This window comes from Polaromonas sp. YR568, assembly GCF_943369415.1.
Taxonomy (GTDB): Bacteria; Pseudomonadota; Gammaproteobacteria; order Burkholderiales; family Burkholderiaceae_C; genus Polaromonas.
This window is the reverse complement of the sequence record NZ_CALRNF020000059.1, coordinates 1-16,257: the sequence shown is the minus strand read 5'-3', so window position 1 is coordinate 16,257 and position 16,257 is coordinate 1. Positions and strand designations below refer to the sequence as shown.

14 protein-coding genes are annotated in these 16,257 nt (G+C 66.8%); 6 read left to right on the top strand and 8 right to left on the bottom strand.

Going from position 1 to position 16,257, the window contains the following annotated elements; translation table 11 throughout:
• Window positions 1-262: 262 nt before the first annotated feature.
• The 7 genes from ACLV74_RS24360 to ACLV74_RS24330 all read right to left on the bottom strand — a co-directional run bounded on the left by ACLV74_RS24360 (window position 263) and on the right by ACLV74_RS24330 (window position 8,112).
• Window positions 263-1,237, bottom strand: coding sequence for a Bug family tripartite tricarboxylate transporter substrate binding protein (locus ACLV74_RS24360; protein ID WP_411882006.1), 975 nt, complete (start codon window positions 1,235-1,237; stop codon window positions 263-265).
• A gap of 80 nt (window positions 1,238-1,317) precedes the next feature.
• Window positions 1,318-2,268 (bottom strand): hydroxymethylglutaryl-CoA lyase, encoded by a 951-nt coding sequence (locus ACLV74_RS24355; protein ID WP_411882005.1) that lies wholly within the window; start codon window positions 2,266-2,268, stop codon window positions 1,318-1,320.
• Window positions 2,265-3,512, bottom strand: coding sequence for a CaiB/BaiF CoA transferase family protein (locus ACLV74_RS24350; RefSeq protein ID WP_411882004.1), 1,248 nt, complete (start codon window positions 3,510-3,512; stop codon window positions 2,265-2,267). The genes ACLV74_RS24355 and ACLV74_RS24350 overlap by 4 nt, the downstream gene beginning before the upstream one ends.
• 36 nt (window positions 3,513-3,548) lie before the next feature.
• Window positions 3,549-4,511: a LysR family transcriptional regulator gene (locus tag ACLV74_RS24345; protein ID WP_411882003.1), complete on the bottom strand. Its 963-nt coding sequence runs from the start codon at window positions 4,509-4,511 to the stop codon at window positions 3,549-3,551.
• A 36-nt stretch (window positions 4,512-4,547) separates the two neighbouring features.
• On the bottom strand, window positions 4,548-4,880 hold the full coding sequence (locus ACLV74_RS24340; RefSeq protein ID WP_411882002.1) for a polyhydroxyalkanoic acid system family protein: 333 nt from the start codon (window positions 4,878-4,880) through the stop codon (window positions 4,548-4,550).
• A complete protein-coding gene (locus ACLV74_RS24335; protein ID WP_411882001.1) occupies window positions 4,873-5,976 on the bottom strand; it encodes an aminopeptidase in 1,104 nt (367 codons plus the stop codon). The genes ACLV74_RS24340 and ACLV74_RS24335 overlap by 8 nt, the downstream gene beginning before the upstream one ends.
• Before the next feature lie 12 nt (window positions 5,977-5,988).
• The gene (locus tag ACLV74_RS24330; protein WP_411882000.1) at window positions 5,989-8,112 is read right to left on the bottom strand and encodes a molybdopterin-dependent oxidoreductase; all 2,124 of its coding nucleotides are present in this window, start codon (window positions 8,110-8,112) and stop codon (window positions 5,989-5,991) included.
• 51 nt (window positions 8,113-8,163) lie between these two features.
• Between ACLV74_RS24330 and ACLV74_RS24325 the strand changes: the two genes are divergently transcribed.
• Entirely contained in the window at window positions 8,164-9,315 is a 1,152-nt protein-coding gene (locus tag ACLV74_RS24325) for an ABC transporter substrate-binding protein (protein ID WP_411881999.1), read from the top strand.
• Between the two features lie 162 nt (window positions 9,316-9,477).
• Entirely contained in the window at window positions 9,478-10,608 is a 1,131-nt protein-coding gene (locus ACLV74_RS24320; protein ID WP_411881998.1) for an ABC transporter substrate-binding protein, read from the top strand.
• A 66-nt stretch (window positions 10,609-10,674) separates the two neighbouring features.
• Here the strand turns inward: ACLV74_RS24320 and argE are convergent, their stop codons facing one another.
• The gene (argE, locus tag ACLV74_RS24315) at window positions 10,675-11,892 is read right to left on the bottom strand and encodes an acetylornithine deacetylase (RefSeq protein ID WP_411881997.1); all 1,218 of its coding nucleotides are present in this window, start codon (window positions 11,890-11,892) and stop codon (window positions 10,675-10,677) included.
• Window positions 11,893-11,985: 93 nt separating this feature from the next.
• Between argE and ACLV74_RS24310 the strand changes: the two genes are divergently transcribed.
• The 4 genes from ACLV74_RS24310 (at window position 11,986) to ACLV74_RS24295 (ending at window position 16,064) form a co-directional block, all read left to right on the top strand.
• Window positions 11,986-12,852 (top strand): decaprenyl-phosphate phosphoribosyltransferase, encoded by an 867-nt coding sequence (locus tag ACLV74_RS24310; RefSeq protein ID WP_411881996.1) that lies wholly within the window; start codon window positions 11,986-11,988, stop codon window positions 12,850-12,852.
• Entirely contained in the window at window positions 12,849-13,805 is a 957-nt protein-coding gene (locus ACLV74_RS24305) for a lysylphosphatidylglycerol synthase transmembrane domain-containing protein (RefSeq protein ID WP_411881995.1), read from the top strand. Before ACLV74_RS24310 ends, ACLV74_RS24305 begins: the two co-directional genes overlap by 4 nt.
• A 67-nt stretch (window positions 13,806-13,872) precedes the next feature.
• On the top strand, window positions 13,873-15,411 hold the full coding sequence (locus tag ACLV74_RS24300) for an ArnT family glycosyltransferase (protein WP_411881994.1): 1,539 nt from the start codon (window positions 13,873-13,875) through the stop codon (window positions 15,409-15,411).
• Entirely contained in the window at window positions 15,399-16,064 is a 666-nt protein-coding gene (locus ACLV74_RS24295) for an HAD family hydrolase (RefSeq protein ID WP_411881993.1), read from the top strand. Before ACLV74_RS24300 ends, ACLV74_RS24295 begins: the two co-directional genes overlap by 13 nt.
• Window positions 16,065-16,257: the final 193 nt, after the last annotated feature.

The window sequence follows — 16,257 nt, the reverse complement described above, 5'->3', positions numbered from 1 at the left end:
GGATGCGCCGAGGAGCGCAGGTTCAGGCGGATCAGGGATCGCGTTGTTTGAGCGGAGTGAAACGCAGCGAGTTTAGCGAGACCCCGCCTGAACCGAGCACCGCAGGTTGCCCCGGAGCGAAGCGCAGGGGACGCAGCAACCAGGGTCGCATTTCTTTTGCTTACTTTTCTTTGGCGAAGCAAAGAAAAGTGAGTTGCCGCCGGGCAACCCCGGCCAGCAACACTCAGCAAAACACACATTCATCAAATCAACAGCAGCCAGATCAATCGGCCTTGATATTGGCCAACTTCACAATCCGCCCCCACATCTTGCGCTCGTTGTCACCCAGCGTCGCCAACTCAGCACCACTCATCACAACAGCTTTGGCCCCTTGCTCTTCAGCGCGCTTCTTGAAGTTCTCCGACTCCACCACCTGCCTGATCGCCAGCGAGAGCCGGCCTTGCAGGTCGGCGGACAAGCCCGTCGGCCCGTAGACCGCGAACCAGGACGAGGCCACCAGCGGCACGCCGGCTTCGGTGGCTGTCGGCACGTTGGGCTGGGCGGCCAGGCGGTTGCGGCCGGTCACCATCAGCGCCTTGAGTTTGCCCGCGCGAATGTGCGGCAGCAGCGGCGGCGGTGTGGTGATGGTGAAGTCCACCGTGCCGGCCAGCAGGTCGTTGAGTGCCGGGCCGGTGCCGCGGTAGGGGATGTGCACCATGAAGGTCTTGGTCAGGTCTTTCAGCAGTTCGGTGGTCACGTGCTGCAGCGAGCCGTTGCCGCTGGAGGCGTAGTTGACACGGCCGGGGTTGGCCTTGACGTACTTGAGGAAGTCCGCGAAATTGTCGGCCGGGAAATTGCCGCGCACCACCAGCAGCTGCGGTGCATCGATCAAATGGCCCAGGGGCTTGAGGTTGGTCGCCGGGTCGAACCCCGGCACCGGCTGGATCAGCGGCGTGATGCACTGGTAGCCCGAGTACTGCACCAGCAGGCTGGTGCCGTCGGCCGGGCCGCGCGCCACCAGCTGGCCGGCGATGTTGCCGTTGCCGCCGCCGCGGTTGTCCACGATCACCGTGGTCTGCAGGATTTTTCCCAGCGGCTCGGCCAGCATGCGCGCCGCGATGTCGGTGGTGCCGCCGGCCGCCGTGGGCACCACCAGCGTGATGGGCTTGCCGGCAACTTGCGCGCGCACCGGGTTGAGCCAGGCGGCCGTGCTGAGGCCGGCCACGGTCAGCACGGTTCTGCGAGAAATGAAAGTCATGGGTTTGTCTCCAGTCGTAGTTTTGGGATTGTTTTCAGGATTGCCTTTGTCAGGCAGGTTCAAAATTTCTGATCAATTGATCATGCCGATGCCGTCCTCAGTTCGGCCACATAAGGCGGCGGTGCATGCAGGTCGGTGATGCGGCCGGCCTTGGCGACCTGGCCGGGAACTTCGTGGCCGACGATGGCCGGCATTTGCCGTGCCACATCGAGCAGCCTGGGAATGTCCATGCCGGTGTCGTAGCCCATGGCGTCCAGCATGTGGACGGCATCCTCGCTGCTGATGTTGCCGCTGGCGCCGGGCGCGTAAGGGCAGCCGCCCAGGCCGCCCAGCGAGCCGTCAAAGCGCGTGATGCCGCCCTGCACGGCGGCCAGCACGTTGGTCAGGCCCATGCCGCGCGTGTTGTGGAAGTGCAGCGTCAGCTGCAGGCCGGCAAAGCGCTCTTGCAACACCTTGACCATGCGGGCCACCTGCGCCGGGTGCGCCATGCCGGTGGTGTCGCAGATGGTGAGGCCGCGCACACGGTCCGCGCCGAAAGCGGCAAAACGCTCGCTCCAGCGCAACACTTCTTCTTCAGGGACTTCGCCCTCCATCGGGCAGCCGAAGCAGCAGGACAACGACACATTGATGGGCGTGCGGCCGTCCACGTGGCGGATCACGTCGGACAGCGCGGCAAAACTTTTCTCGCGCGGCATGCGCAGGTTGGCCAGGTTGTGGGTTTCCGAGACCGACATCACGAGGTTGAGTTCGTCGGCGCGCGACTCCAGCGCGCGCTCGGCCCCGCGCAGGTTGGGCACCAGCACCGTGTATTCGACGCCGGGCACGCGGCGTATGCGGCCCATGACCTCCTCGGCATCGCGCAGCATGGGAATGGCCTTGGGTGAGGTGAAGGAGGTCACCTCGATCTTGGCGTAGCCGCACGCGCTCAGCGCATCGACCAGCGCGACCTTGTCGTCGGTGGGGATGAAGTTGGGCTCGATCTGGAAGCCGTCGCGTGTGGCTACCTCGTTGAAATAGATGCGCTTCTTCATGCTGCGTCCGCGTCCTTTCCGGCCACGATGCCCTTGTCCTTCAAAGCCTGGATCTGCGCGGGCGACAAGCCCATTTCACTGAGCACCGCATCGGTGTCCTGTCCCACCTGTGGCGCATTGCGGCGGTGGCCGCCCGGCGTGCGCGAAAGTTTGGGCACAATGCCCGGCACGGCCAGCAGGCTGCCGTCGTCCATGCGCACTTCGTCGAGCATGCCGCGCGCCTGGTAGTGCGGGTCGGCCGCGATGTCGGCCACGGTGTAGATGCGGCCCGCGGGCACCGAGACCTTGTCGAGCGCAGCCAGCACTTCGTCTACCGTGAGGCCGGCGGTCCATTGGCCTATCGCCGCGTCGATCTCTTCCACACGCGCCACGCGGCCGGCGTTGTCGGCCAGGGCAGGGTCGCTGCCGAGCTCGCTACGGCCTATGGTGGCCATCAGGCGCTTGAAGATGCTGTCGCCGTTGCCCGCAACGAGGGCGTAGCCGCCGTCCTTGCAGAGGTAGGCATTGCTGGGCGCGATGCCGGGCAGGGCGCTGCCGGCCGCGCCGCGCACGGCGCCGAATGCGCTGTATTCGGGCAGCAGGCTTTCCATGCAGTTGAACACCGCCTCATACAGCGCCACGTCGATCACCTGGCCCTTGCCGGAGCGCTGGCGTTCCTGCATGGCCAGCAGGATGCCGATCACGCCGTGCAGCGCGGCCAGCGTGTCGCCAATGCTCACGCCCACGCGCACCGGCACGCGGCCGGGCTCGGCCGTCAGGTGGCGCAGGCCGCTCATGGCCTCGGCCACCACGCCGAAGCCGGGCTTGTCGCGGTAGGGGCCGGTCTGGCCATAACCGCTGATGCGCAGCATGATGAGGCGCGGGTTCAGCGCCAGCAGTTCGTCGGGCCCCAGGCCCCAGCCTTCCATGGCGCCGGGGCGGAAGTTCTCGATCAGCACGTCGGCGTCAAGCGCCAGACGGCGCACGATGTCCTGCGCCTCGGGGCTTTTGAGGTCCAACGCCACCGAGCGCTTGTTGCGCGACTGCACCTGCCACCACACCGAGGTGCCGTCTTTGAGCAAACGCCATTTGCGCAGCGGGTCGCCCGCGCCCGGGGTTTCGATCTTGATGATGTCGGCGCCGAAGTCCGCCAGCGTCTTGGCCGCGAAGGGCCCGGCGATCAGCTGGCCCAGTTCCAGCACTTTGAGGCCGGCAAGCGGGCCGGAGGCGGCGGGGGCGGAGAGGGATTGTTCAGTGGAGGCCATGGCCGGCAGTGTGCCGCCCGCAGCCCGCCCCGTCCATTACCGCTTTGGGCCCCTGGCTTTCGCGTTTTGCGAAGGCAAGGCGCCTTTCGGCTTTCCGGGCCGGACAGGCGCCACCAGAAAATCCACCAGCGCCTTGGTGGCCGCATCGGGCTGTCCCGCCATGGTGGCCGCCAGCAGGCGGCGCTGGGCCCAGGCGTCGGCCAGCGGCCGCCAACCCAGCTTCATGCTTTTGATGATGGGCAGCGTGGCGCCTTTGGGCAGGATGGCCACGCCCAGGCCCGAGGCCACCATGTGGCACACCGCGTCGAAGCTGCGCACCTGCATGCGCAGCTTGAGCGGCCGGTTCGCGGCCAGCGCGGCCTGCTGCTGCTTTTGCAGCATGGCGGCGCCGGCGGTCAGGCTGATCCATTCCTCGTCCAGCGCATCCACAAACGCCAGCGGCGTCTTGCCCGCCAGCGCATGGCCGGCCGGCAGGATCAGCACCAGCTCGTCCTCGCGAAACAGGCGAGTGTCCAGGCCCGTGGTGTCCGGCCCCTCGACAAACACCGCCGCGTCGGCCCGGCCTTCGCGCAGGGTGGCGACCACCGCTTCGGACACCTGCTCCTCAAGGTCTATGTGCACCTGCGGGTGCAGCTCGCCGTAGCGCGCCAGCAGCGGCGGCAAAAACTGGCTGATGGCGGCGCTGCTGGCGCACAGGCGTATATGGCGCGCGGTGCCGCGCCGCAGGTCCGCCAGCTCGCCGCCCAACTGCTCCATGGTTTGCAGCAGGGTCAGGCCGTGCTTGACGAAGACGCGCCCGGCGGCGGTGGGCAGCAGGCCGCGCGCGTGGCGCTCGAACAAGGCCTCGCCCAGCGCGTCTTCCAGTTCGCGGATACGCCGGCTGGCCGCGGCCAGCGCCAGGTGCGAGTCGCGCGCCGCGGCGGTGAGGCTGCCGGTCTGCGCACAGGCCACGGCCAGGCGCACGGACACCAGGTCAAAGCGGGCGAGGTTGTAGTTCACGGTGAAAGGCAATCAGGCCTATGGGCCTTGAAGGACTCAGGCGCTTTTCTTTTTGGCCGGGGCTTTTTTGGCGGCGGGCTTCTTCGCGAGCAGCGCGTCCAGGTTTTTCACGATCTCGCTTTCTATCGTGTCCTTGAAGGCGCCGAGAAGAAAGCCGAGTTTGGCGTTGAGCTCAAAGCTGTCTTTGGTGACCGCCAGCGTGCCGTTGACACCGGATCGCGTGAAGCTCACCAGGTCTTCTGTCTTGCCCTCTTCGTAGGTGCACTCCATGTCGAATTTTTCTTCGGCCTGCTCGGCCCACTTGAAGGCGATCTTGCGCGCCTCAGCGAGGCCCAGGGTGTGTTCGCGCAGGATCTGGATGTCAGCCATGGGAAGTCTCCGTGTTATTGATTTGAAGCGCTTTGCGGCGATCGTCTTTGGGCAGCCCGGCCAGCCCTTTGACCGCATCATAAAACCGTTGCCAGTCGCGGCCCTCGCGCTCGAACAATGCCTCGAAGCCGGGCACCAGTTCATCATAGGCGGCCTGCGCGCCGAAGGCCGCGTTGTTGGCGCGCGCCACCCAGGGGTCGTAGCCCGCGAAGCCGCCCCAGGATTCCTTGAGCGCGGCGTAGCCGTCGCGAAAGCGCTGAAGGGCCTGGGCCTTCATTGCCGCCTGCTCCGCCTTTTCAGCGCCCGCCGCCGGCTTTTGGCCATAGACAGCCGCCAGTTCCAGCCGCGTGGCCAGCGCCAGCGCGCGGAACTGCCGGCGCCGGCCGTCGAACTGGAGGTAATCCTGGCGGGCTTTGTCGTTGCCGTGGGCGGCCTCGCTGTCCAGCCAGCGCTCGCTGCCCATGCGCTCGACGGCGGTGGCGAAGGACTCGTTGAACATGGTGTCGCCGCTGGCGTAGACCACCTGGTGCGCGAGTTCGTGGAAGATCAGCCGCGCCAGCTCGCCTTCCGGATAGCCGATGAAGGTGTTGAGCAGCGGGTCGCCGCCGGCCCAGTTCATCCAGCCCAGCGTGGAATAGGCCGGCACGCCGTAGACGCTGGTCTCCAGGCCCTGGGCCTTGAGGCTCTCGGCCTCGGCGCGCGCCTCGGCCTCGTTGAAGTAACCGCGGTAGCCCACACAGCCCGTGACAGGGAAGCACCAGGTCTTGAGCGTCAGCGAGAACGCGGGCGCGGCCACCACGTTCCAGACGACGGCGCTGCGGCGCAGGTCGGCATAACGCCGGTAGCTGGGGTTGTCGGGCAGTTTCAGTTCGCTCACGGCAAAGCTGCGGATGCGCTGCGACAGGGCCAGCCGGCTTTTGAGCTGCCCGGAGGCCTGGGCGTCGCCCAGCCAGTCTTCAACCGGCCGCGCCGCATTGAGCATCTGCATGTGGCCGCTGACCGACTGCCAGTAGTAGCCCAGGTCGGCGCAGCCCGCCAGGCCCAGCGTCGCGGCCAGTGCCACGGCAAGCGTTCGTTGGGCCGTGCTGCGTTTCACCGTTGAATCCGCTCAGGCGGCCTCGGCTTCGCGCCGCACCTGCACCAGGCAGTCGTAGAACACCGGGCCGCGGCCCATGTCGGTCAGGTGCTGGCTGGTGAGCTCGTTGACGTTGGTGCCGTCCAGGCCCAGCTTGCGCCACCAGATGCCCAGGCCGTTGACGACGCCGGGCCGGGCGCGCGCGGAGACCTCGGCCTTGACCCGGTATTCGCCGCGCCGGTTGAACACCTTGACGACGGCGCCCGTGGTGATGCCGCGCGCGGCGGCGTCGTCGGCGTGGATTTCCAGCACCGGCTCGGTTTCGATGTCGCGCAGGCTTTTGACGTTGACGAAGCTGGAATTGAGGAAGTTGCGCGCCGGCGGCGAGATCATGGCCAATGGGAACTCGTCCGACGTGCCCGCGGCCTCATGGTTGGGCACGTGGCCGGGCAGGCCGTCCGCGCCTTCGGCCGCCAGCCGCGCGCTGAAAAATTCGCAGCGGCCCGAAGCCGTGGGGAAGTTGCCCTCGGCAAAGGGCGCATCGGGCAGGTCCAGCGTGGCAAAGCCTTTGTCGAGCAATTGCTGGAAGTCGACCTTGTCGCCGTAGACCGCGCGGCACAGCTGCTCGTCGCTGTCGGCAAAGCAGGGCTCGGCCAGCCCCATGTGGGCTGCGAGTTCGCGAAAGATCTGGGTGTTGGGCTTGGCCTGGCCCATGGGCGCGATGGCGGGGCGGTTCAGCAGCGCATCGGTGTGGCCGTAGGCGCTGTGCACGTCCCAGTGTTCCAGCTGCGTGGTGGCCGGCAGGACGTAATCGGCGTAGTCGGCGGTGTCGGTCTGGAAGTGCTCCAGCACCACGGTGAACAGGTCTTCGCGCGCAAAGCCCTGCACCACCTTGCCGGACTCGGGCGCCACGGCCACCGGGTTGCTGTTGTAGACGATGAGCGCTTCTATCTTCGGGCCGAATTGCGGTGATGCAGGCGCCAGCAGCGCATTGCCTATGGTGCTCATGTTGATGGTGCGCGGCTGGCGGCCGTTCAGCAGTTCGGGCTTTTGCAGCGCCGCTTTGTCCACCGGGAACAGGCCCGAGCTGCTCAGCAGCACGCCGCCCGCGCGATGCCGCCAGGCGCCCGTCAGCGCAGGCAGGCAGGCAACCGCGCGGGCCGCGTTGCCGCCGCCGTGCACGCGCTGCATGCCGTAGTTCAGGCGTATGGCGGCGGGCTGGTTCTTCACCATGCATTCCCCCCAGGCCCGGGCCAGGGAGCGGATCTGTTCGGCCGGCACGCCGCAGACGGCTGCGGCGCGCTCGGGGCTCCACTGCAGCGCGCGTTCGCGCAGGCCGCCGTCGGGCGACTGCCAGCCCAGCGTGTGCTGCGCGATGTAGTCGTGGTCCAGCCAGTCGTGGGTGATGAGCTCGTGCATCAGCGCCAGCGCCAGCGCGGCGTCGGTGCCGGGCAGCAGCGCGATGTGTTCATGGCATTTTTCGGCGGTTTCGCTCCTGCGGGGGTCTATGCAGACGAGCTTGGCGCCGTCACGCTTGGCCTGCTGCGCGTAGCGCCAGAAATGCAGGTTGCTGCCGATGGAGTTGCTGCCCCAGATGATGATGAGTTTGGACTCGGCGAAAAACTCCACCCGCATGCCGACCTTGCCGCCCAGGGTCTGCGTGAAGGCCTCGCCGCCGGCCGACGCGCAGATGGTGCGATCGAGGAAGGACGCGCCCAGCCGGTTGAAGAAACGCCCGGCCATGCTTTCACCCTGCACCTGTCCCATGGTGCCGGCGTAGCTGTAGGGAACGATGGCTTCGGGGTCGCGCGCCGCGATGGCCTTGAGGCGCGAAGCGATGTCGGCCAGCGCGGCCTCCCAGCTCACCGGTTCAAACTGCCCGCTGCCCTTGGGGCCGCTGCGCTTGAGCGGCTGCAGCAGGCGCTCGGGATGGTAGGTGCGCTCGGTGTAGCGCGAGACCTTGTTGCACAGCACGCCGCCGGTGTGGGGATGGTCGGGGTTGCCCTGCACGCGGGTGGCCACGCCGCCCTCCACCGTGGTCAGCAGCGAGCAGGTGTCGGGGCAGTCGTGCGGGCAGGCGCCGCGCACCTGCCGGGCTACGGGCTTGAGCTTGCTCTCAGGGTTAGCGATAGGGGAGATGCTGATGGTATTGCTCATGGTAAGACTTTATATTGACAGTCATCGGGGCATCCCGGGGGGAGACACAATATGACAACAACAATCAATGGGATGGGGGCCTTGCGCGCCTTCGCCAGATTCACCATGGTAGCGGCCCTGGCCGCCTTTGCGGCGGCAGGGGTCAAGGCCGAAGACGGCGTCAGCAAGACCACCATCAGCCTCGGCCAGTCCCTGGCGATGACCGGGCCGGGCGCCACGCTGGCAGTGCCTTTCGCGCAGGGCGCGCGCCTTTACTTCGACCGCGTCAATGCGGGCGGCGGCATCAACGGCCGCAAGATCGAACTCACTACGTTGGACGACACGGGCAATGCCGACACGGCGGTGGCCAACACCAAAAAACTGCTGGAGCAGCGCGTGTTCTCGCTGTTCGGTTATTACGGCTCGCCCCAGGTCACCGCAGTCAATGCGCTGCTCAAGGACACGGACCTCCTGCTGTTCGCGCCCATGGCCGGCGCCGACGAGTTGCGCGGCTCGCTCTATCCCAATGTCTATTCGGTGCGGCCCGGCTATTCGGAAGAGGCCGCCGTGATCACGCGCCATGCCGAAACCCTGGGCATGCGCAAACTGGCCATCCTGCACGGCAAGGACCTTGAATCGCTCGCGGCGCTGGATTCGGCCGAACGCACCATGGGCGGCCTGGGCGCCAACCTGGTGGCCAAGTCGGCGCTGGCCGGCGGTAGCGTCGCCACCAGCGTGGACCAGGTGCTGGCCAAAAAGCCCGAGTCGGTGCTGGTGATCAGCGACGCCTCGGGCGCCGCCAGCGCGATACGCGACCTGCGCGCCAAGGGCTTTCGCGGGCCTATCTACGGCTTTTCGAGCACCGGTGAAAGCCTGCTGGCCGAGCAGCTGGGCGCGGCCGGCGCCGGCGTGGTGGTGGTGCGCGTGACGCCCAAGTCGGACAACGCCAAAAGCGTTCTGGTGCGTGAACTGCAGGCCGACGCGCTGGCGGCCAAACTCAAGTCCAACGTCTACATGCTTGAAGGCTATATCGCCGCATGGACTTACACCGAAGCCCTGCGCAAGGCCGGCAAGGACCCGACCCGGGCCAAGCTGCGCAAGGCGCTGGATGGCCTGCAGGACCTGAACCTGGGCGGCTTTCGCATCCACTTTGACGGCGACCGCGTGGGCTCCAAGCTGGTCGAGCTCAGCCTGATCGATGGAACCGGGCGGGTGCGCGAGTAGCGCCGGCAAGGTGAGCGGGCTGTTGGGCGGGCGCCGCAGAAGCTGACAGATTGCTGGCAACCTTGCCGCCAGACAGGCCCAAAGTTGTGACGTGGATCACAGGGTTTCCTCCTGTTACGAATGAGGTAACCAGCCTGTAATTTGTGTTGCGAAAATGAGGGCATGCACCTCACTCGCAGAACATTTTCCACCGCGGTCGGCGCGTCCATGCTGGCCGGTTTCAACGTCGCCCATGCCCAGAATGACAAGATCATCCTGGGCCAGTCGGCCGCCTTCACCGGCCCGGCGGCGCAGCTGGGTATCCAGTTCTATCAGGGCGCCAAAGTCTATTTCGACCAGGTCAATGCCCAGGGCGGCGTCGGCAAGCGCCTGATCGAGATCCGCAACCTCGACGACGGCTACGAGCCCGACCGCTGCGCCGAAAACACCCGCAAGCTGATTGCCGACGAGGTGTTCGCGCTGTTCGGGTACATCGGCACACCCACCAGCATCGCCGCGCTGCCGCTGGCCACCAAGGACAAGGTGCCCTTTTTCGCCCCCTTCACCGGCGCCATGGCGCTGCGCGACCCGTTCAACAAATACGCCTTCCACGTGCGCGCCTCGTACAACGACGAGACCGGCCTCATCGTCAAACAGCTGACCAGCCTGGGCCTGAAAAAAATCGCCGTGTTCTACCAGAACGATGCCTACGGCAAGGCCGGCCTGGACGGCGTCACGCTGGCCCTCGCGGCGCAAAGCCTCAAGCCCGTCGCCCAGGCGACGGTGGAGCGCAACACCGTGAATGTGGCCGCAGCGGTCAAGACCCTGGTCGCGGCCGGGCCGGACGCGGTGGTGCAGATCGGCGCCTACAAGGCCTGTGCGGCTTTCATCCGCGAGGCGCGCAAGGCTGGCTACGGCGGCACCTTTTACAACGTGTCCTTCGTCGGCACGCAGGCGCTGGCCGATGAACTCGGCAAGGACGGCGCGGGCGTGGTGGTGTCGCAGGTCATGCCTTCACCCTACAACACGGCCCGCCCCATCGCACGGGAGTTTGTCGATGCGGTGAAAGCGGCGGGCAAGGACGCCCAGGCCAATTTCTCCAGCATGGAAGGCTATGTGGCAGCCAAGGTGCTGGTCGACGGCCTCAAGCGCGGCGGCGCCAAGATCAGCCGCGAATCGCTGATCGCCGGCCTGGAGGGCATGGGCAGCCAGTCGCTGGGCGGTTTTTCCGTTTCGTTCTCGCCGACAGACCATGTGGCTTCGAGCTTCGTGGAGTTGTCCATGCTGACCGGCGATGGTCGTGTGAGAACTTGACTCCCTGGGTATTCAAGCAAAACGCCTGACTCAGTCAGGCGTTTTGCATTGGGGCCTTGGAGGCTCTCAGGCGATCTGCCTGGTGGCGATCAAGCCCTGCATAAACGCCTGGCAGCGCGCCAGCTGCTCCAGGCTCACGAACTCGTCGGGCTGGTGCGCCTGGGTGATGCTGCCGGGCCCGCAGACCACGGTGGGAATGCCCGCGCCCTTGAAGATGCCCGCTTCGGTGCCGAAGGCGACCAGCGTGGTCTCGCGGGTGCCGGCCAGGCGCTGCGCCAGGCGGGTCACGTCGTCGCCGGCCGAGCCCAGGAAGGCCGGCACCTCGCAAATGGTTTCAAAGCTGAAACCCGCGTCGGGCGCGACTTTCTGCATCGCGGGCTGCACGCGTTCGGCATAAGCCCGTATTTCCTGCTGCATGGCCTGCGCGTCGGCCCCGGGCAGGTTGCGGAATTCATAGCGAAACTCGGCGTCGCGCGGCACCACGTTGTCGGCGATGCCGCCGTGGAACTGCCCGACGCTGGCGGTGCTGAAGGGCACGTCGAAACCCTCGTAGCGCGGCTCGTTGGCCTCAAAGCCCTCGGCCATGTCGCGCAGCTTGCCGACGACGCGCGCCGCCATCTCGATGGCATTGACCGACTGCGGCGTCAGCGAGGAGTGCGCCTCCTTGCCGCGCACGCAGCATTTGTAGCGGTAGACACCCTTGTGCGCGGTGGCCGGCACCATGCTGGTGGGCTCGCCGATGATGCAGGCCAGCGGCGCGATGCCGGCGTCCTTCATGTCGGCGATCAGTTCACGCACGCCCAGGCAGCCGACTTCCTCGTCGTAACTGAGCGCCAGGTGCACCGCGAAAGGCGCCTGGCTGTTCAGGAAGTCGCCGGCGTGGGCCAGCGCCATGCCGATAAAACCCTTCATGTCGCAGCTGCCCCGGCCGTAGAGCCGGCCGTCTGCGACCGCAGCCGACAGCGGGTCCAGCGCCCAGTCCTGGCCGTCCCAGGGCACGGTGTCGGTATGGCCCGACAGGATGATGCCGGCCGGCTTGCCTTCGCCCAGCGTGGCAAAGAGGTTGGCCTTGGTCTTGCCGGCATTGGTGGTGATGCGGCTGGCCACGCCCAGCCTGGCGAGCTCGTCGCGCACGAAATGGATCAGTTCCAGGTTGCTGTTCTCGCTGACCGTGTTCATGCGCACCAGGGCCTGGATCAACTCCAGGGCGCGGGGCGAGACGGCGGGCAGGGCGGTAAGGTTGGAAAGGGTGGGGGCGAGGGTGGGGGAGGGTGCGAAAGACATGGCTCCATTCTGGCCTCATTCGGCAATGTCCGTGGCCTGCCCGTCAGTTATGCTTGAAGCCCGCTTCCCCACGGGGTGTTTCCCCCCTTCCTGATGGCATCTTCGTCCTCCTCCCCGCTGGCCCTGGTTCGCCTCATGCGGCCGCACCAGTGGCTCAAGAACGTCTTCGTCTTCGCCGGCCTGGTGTTCAGCCAGAACTGGCGCGACGCCGCGCTGGACTGGCGCGTCTTCTACGCCTTTGCCGCGTTTTGCTGCCTCTCCAGCATGGTCTACATCATCAACGACTGGCACGACCGCGCCAGCGACGCCCTGCACCCCACCAAGCGCAAGCGGCCGCTGGCCAGCGGCGCCGTGGCGGTGCCGGTGGCGCTGGTGCTGGCGGGCCTGCTGCTGGTCGCCGGCCTGCTGCTGGCGGCGGGCAACCGCACCTTGCTGGTGCTGCTGGCGGCCTATGTGGTGCTCAACCTGGCGTATTCGTGGCGGCTCAAGCAGGTGCCGGTGGTCGACGTGTCCATCATCGCCTCGGGTTTCATGCTGCGCCTGCTGGCCGGCACGGTGGCGGTCGGCATCCCGCCCTCGCGCTGGCTGCTGCTGACCGGCATTTTTGTGGCCCTGTTCCTGGGTTTTGCCAAACGCAAGGCCGAGAGCTTTCATGAAGAAGCCAGCCAGCGCGCCGTGCTGGCGCACTATCCCTCGGCCTTGCTGGACACCTTCATGGCGGTGACCATGACCGCCACGCTGACCACCTACAGCCTCTTCGCCACCAGCCCCGAAGCCCAGCTGCAGCACGGCGAACGCCTGCTCTACACCGTGCCGGTGGTGATCTTCGGCATGCTGCGCTACACCTACCAGGTGCACCGTGGCCATGGCGAAGACGTCGCGCGCGACATGCTGCGCGACCCCTGGATCCTGGGGGCCGGCGTGCTGTGGCTGGCCATCTTCCTGAGCCACCGGCTGTGAACCCTTTACCCGCCCCGTCCACGCCGGCTGCGGCGGGCGGCCTGCCCTTCAAGCGCCTGCTGCTGGTGCTGGGCGTGGTGGCCACGGCCTACGCGGCCGCGCTGCTGGTCTGGGGTGACAGCCCCAAGGCCTCGCTGGCGCTGCTGTGGTCCTGGACGGGCGCGCAGGCCGCGGGCCTGTGCCTGCTCAATTACCTTTTGCGCGGCCTGCGCTGGCGGCTCTGGATGGCGCACTACGGGCGGCATTTCGGCTGGGCGCAGGGGCTGCGCCTGTACCTGGCGGGTTATGCCTTCACGCCCACACCGGGCAATGTCGGCGAGGCGGCGCGCGGCCTGATGCTGGCGCGCCAGCCCCTGGGCGCCGGGCAAAGCCTGGCCATCTTCGGCGCCGAACGCCTGGCCGACCTGCTGTGCCTGCTGCTGTTGTGCCTGCCGGCGGCGGGCTGGGTGCTGCGGCATCCCGCGATGCAGGCTGCGTCAACCCCGATTGGAGTCCTGCTGGCCGCCGCGGCACTGGTGCTGCTGGCCGTGCTGGGCCTGCTCTTCAAACATCGTGCCCGTCTTTTTGCGCGCCTGCCCTGGTTGCAGGAAGCCTGGCATTGCCTGGCGCTACGCCCATGGCTCTGGCTGGGGCTGACCCTGACGGCCTGGGCGGCGCAGGGCGTCGCCGTCTGGCTGATCTGCCATGGCATGGGGGTTCAAATCGAGCTGCTGACGGCCGCGGGCTTTTATGCCGTCGCCATGGTGGCCGGCGCCTTGTCCGCGCTGCCCGCCGGGCTGGGCGGCACCGAGGCCGTGCTGACGGGCCTGCTGGTGGCCCAGGGCGCCACACCCGCCGCGGCGTTGGGCATTACGGTGCTGGCGCGGCTGCTGACGCTGTGGCTGGCCGTGGCCATAGGCGTGCTGGCCTTGCTTTATAGTGCGGCCATCCGCAAGGAAATCAGCTTTCGCTAGCCCGTGCGCGGCTTTCCTGCCTCCTGCTGTTGCGTTGCCGCCGGCCCTGTTCCCCCTTCCAGCCTTCATGTCCCAGAACCCTGATTCCGCCGCCTTTCCCGTTTCGCTGAGCCGCTGGCTGCTGGCCGCTGGCCTGCTCTCGCTGTTGCTGCGCTTCTGGATTTCCGTGACTTTCCCCATCACCGGCGACGAGGCCTTCTTTTACTGGTGGGGCGTGTACCCCGCCTGGGGTTATTCGGACCACCCGCCCATGGTGGGCTGGCTGATCGCGCTGATGCGCGCCACGCTGGGCGACAGCATCTGGTCCATTCGCCTGCCCATCGTGCTGCTGCCGCTGGCGCTGGGCGGGGCGCTGTGGTGGGCGCTCAAGCCTGTCGACAAGGTGCGCGCCGCCTGGGCCGTGCTGTTTTTCTGGCTCGCGCCGCTGAACTGGCTCAATACGCTGATCACCACCGACACGCCGCTGATCTTCTGGTCGGCGCTGTCGGTCGCCGCGCTGCTGCGCGCCGAGCGCCGCGCGCAGATGGACCGCGCCGCCTGGGGCCTGTATGCGCTGTCCGGCCTGTTCCTCGGCTGCGCCTTTCTGTCCAAGTATTTCTCGGTGGTGCTGGGTTTCAGCTACCTGGTGTACTTCGTGCTGTACCGCCGCGAGCGGCTCGCGGGTTTTGCCTTGCTGGTGCTGTGCGCCTTGCCCGGGCCGGCGATCAACATCGCCTACAACATGTCGCACGGCTGGTCCAACATCATGTTCAATGTGTACAACCGCAATGAAGATGCCAGCTTTGAATGGCGCAAGCCGCTGACCTACCTCGGCATGATGGTCTACCTGATCACGCCGGTCGCGGTGTGGATGGCCATCCGCTACCGCCGGTCGCTGCTGGCGGCGGCGCGCTCGCAGCGCCTGCTGGCCTGCCTGGTGGTGGTGCCGCTGCTGTTCTTCGCGCTGTTGTCGGCCAAAAAAGTGATTGGCCTGCACTGGGTGCTGTCCTTTTATCCTTTCGGTTTCGCCTTCCTGGCCTTTGCACTGCCCGCCGACAGGCTCAAGCCCTGCGCCAAAGGCCTGGCCGTATTCGCCGGCGTGCATGTGCTGGTGGTGGCCGGGCTCTACATGACCACGCTGGACACCTGGCGCACGACAAAGCTCTATCCACAGATCGTCCGCAGCTACAGGACCGCCGAGATGCTCAAGCAGGTTACGGTGCCCGGTGTGGTGCTGATGGGCGAGGCCTACACGCCGGCCTCGATTTTCGGCTTTGAGCGCCGCCAGTACATGCCGGTCTTCGGCGTCGGCAAGTTCCATGCGCGCCAGGACGACATGCTGGTCGATTTTTCGCTCTACCAGGGCAAGACCATCCGCGTCATCCTGGCCGACAAGCCGCGGCTGGAGGAGTTCGAACCCTATTTCACTTCGGTGCGCGTGCTCAGCTTCGAGCAGGACGGCGTGCCTTTTTATGCCGTTGAAGGCACGGGCTTCAACTATCCCGCGTATCGCGAAGGCGTGCTGGGCACGGTGTTCAAGCGCTACTTCAACATTCCCGCGTGGCTGCCCATGACGGGCTGCCCCTTCTGCGAGCGTTACTGCGGCCAGGTGCGATGCTCGAGGTAGCCGCACCCGCTGCCGGGGACGGCGTCGCGGTCGCCGCCTTTGACTTCGACGGCACGCTGACCCGGCGCGACACCTTCACGGTTTTCCTCGCGCGCGGGCTGGGCTGGCCGCGTTTTGCCTGGGCTTTGCTGCGCTGCTCGCCCTGGCTGGCCGGCTATGCGCTGCGCCTGGTGCCCAACAACATTGCCAAAGGCAAGCTCATGCAGGCCACGCTCGCGGGCCGCAGCGTTGCTGAAATGGAAGACTGGACCACGCGCTGGCTGGCCCGGGATTTCCCCGGCCAGCTGCGTGAGGACGCCATGGCCCGCCTGGCCTGGCACCGCGAGGCCGGGCATTGCTGCGTGATGGTGAGCGCCTCGCCCGACATCTACCTGCCGCGGGTGGCGCGGCAACTCGGTTTTGATGCGCTGATCTGCACCGAGATGGAGGTGGTGGGCGAGGGTGAGGCCGGGCGCCTCACGGGCGCCATGCGCACGCCGAATTGCCACGGCGAGCAGAAGGTCGTCAGGTTGCGGAACTGGGCGGTTGGGCGGTTTGGCGCCGCCGGGCTGGAGGGGGTGACCTTGTATGCCTATGGGGATACGTCCGGTGATAAACCCATGTTGAGGTTGGCTCGGTATGCGTGGTATCGGGGGGAGTCTTGGGTCGAATGACCGGGTCTTGCGCCGGCCTGAGCGTCTGTGCCCTTTGCATAGGTTTGCTGGCCGGGGTTGCCCGGCGGCAACTCACTTTTCTTTGCTTCGCCAAAGAAAAGTAAGCAAAAGAAAGGCGACCCTGGTTGCTGCGTCCCCTGCGCTTCGCTCCGGGGCAACCTGCGGTGCTCGGTCCAGCCGGGGTCAAAAACAA

Excerpts from the sequence above, each read along its gene's own strand:
- ACLV74_RS24320 (WP_411881998.1), top strand. The coding sequence starts at position 9,478 with ATGCACCTCACTCGCAGAACATTTTCCACCGCGGTCGGCGCGTCCATG.
- argE (WP_411881997.1), bottom strand. The coding sequence starts at position 11,892 with ATGTCTTTCGCACCCTCCCCCACCCTCGCCCCCACCCTTTCCAACCTT.
- ACLV74_RS24300 (WP_411881994.1), top strand. The coding sequence starts at position 13,873 with ATGTCCCAGAACCCTGATTCCGCCGCCTTTCCCGTTTCGCTGAGCCGC.
- ACLV74_RS24350 (WP_411882004.1), bottom strand. The coding sequence starts at position 3,512 with ATGGCCTCCACTGAACAATCCCTCTCCGCCCCCGCCGCCTCCGGCCCG.
- ACLV74_RS24340 (WP_411882002.1), bottom strand. The coding sequence starts at position 4,880 with ATGGCTGACATCCAGATCCTGCGCGAACACACCCTGGGCCTCGCTGAG.
- ACLV74_RS24310 (WP_411881996.1), top strand. The coding sequence starts at position 11,986 with ATGGCATCTTCGTCCTCCTCCCCGCTGGCCCTGGTTCGCCTCATGCGG.
- ACLV74_RS24330 (WP_411882000.1), bottom strand. The coding sequence starts at position 8,112 with ATGAGCAATACCATCAGCATCTCCCCTATCGCTAACCCTGAGAGCAAG.
- ACLV74_RS24295 (WP_411881993.1), top strand. The coding sequence starts at position 15,399 with ATGCTCGAGGTAGCCGCACCCGCTGCCGGGGACGGCGTCGCGGTCGCC.
- ACLV74_RS24355 (WP_411882005.1), bottom strand. The coding sequence starts at position 2,268 with ATGAAGAAGCGCATCTATTTCAACGAGGTAGCCACACGCGACGGCTTC.
- ACLV74_RS24325 (WP_411881999.1), top strand. The coding sequence starts at position 8,164 with ATGACAACAACAATCAATGGGATGGGGGCCTTGCGCGCCTTCGCCAGA.
- ACLV74_RS24360 (WP_411882006.1), bottom strand. The coding sequence starts at position 1,237 with ATGACTTTCATTTCTCGCAGAACCGTGCTGACCGTGGCCGGCCTCAGC.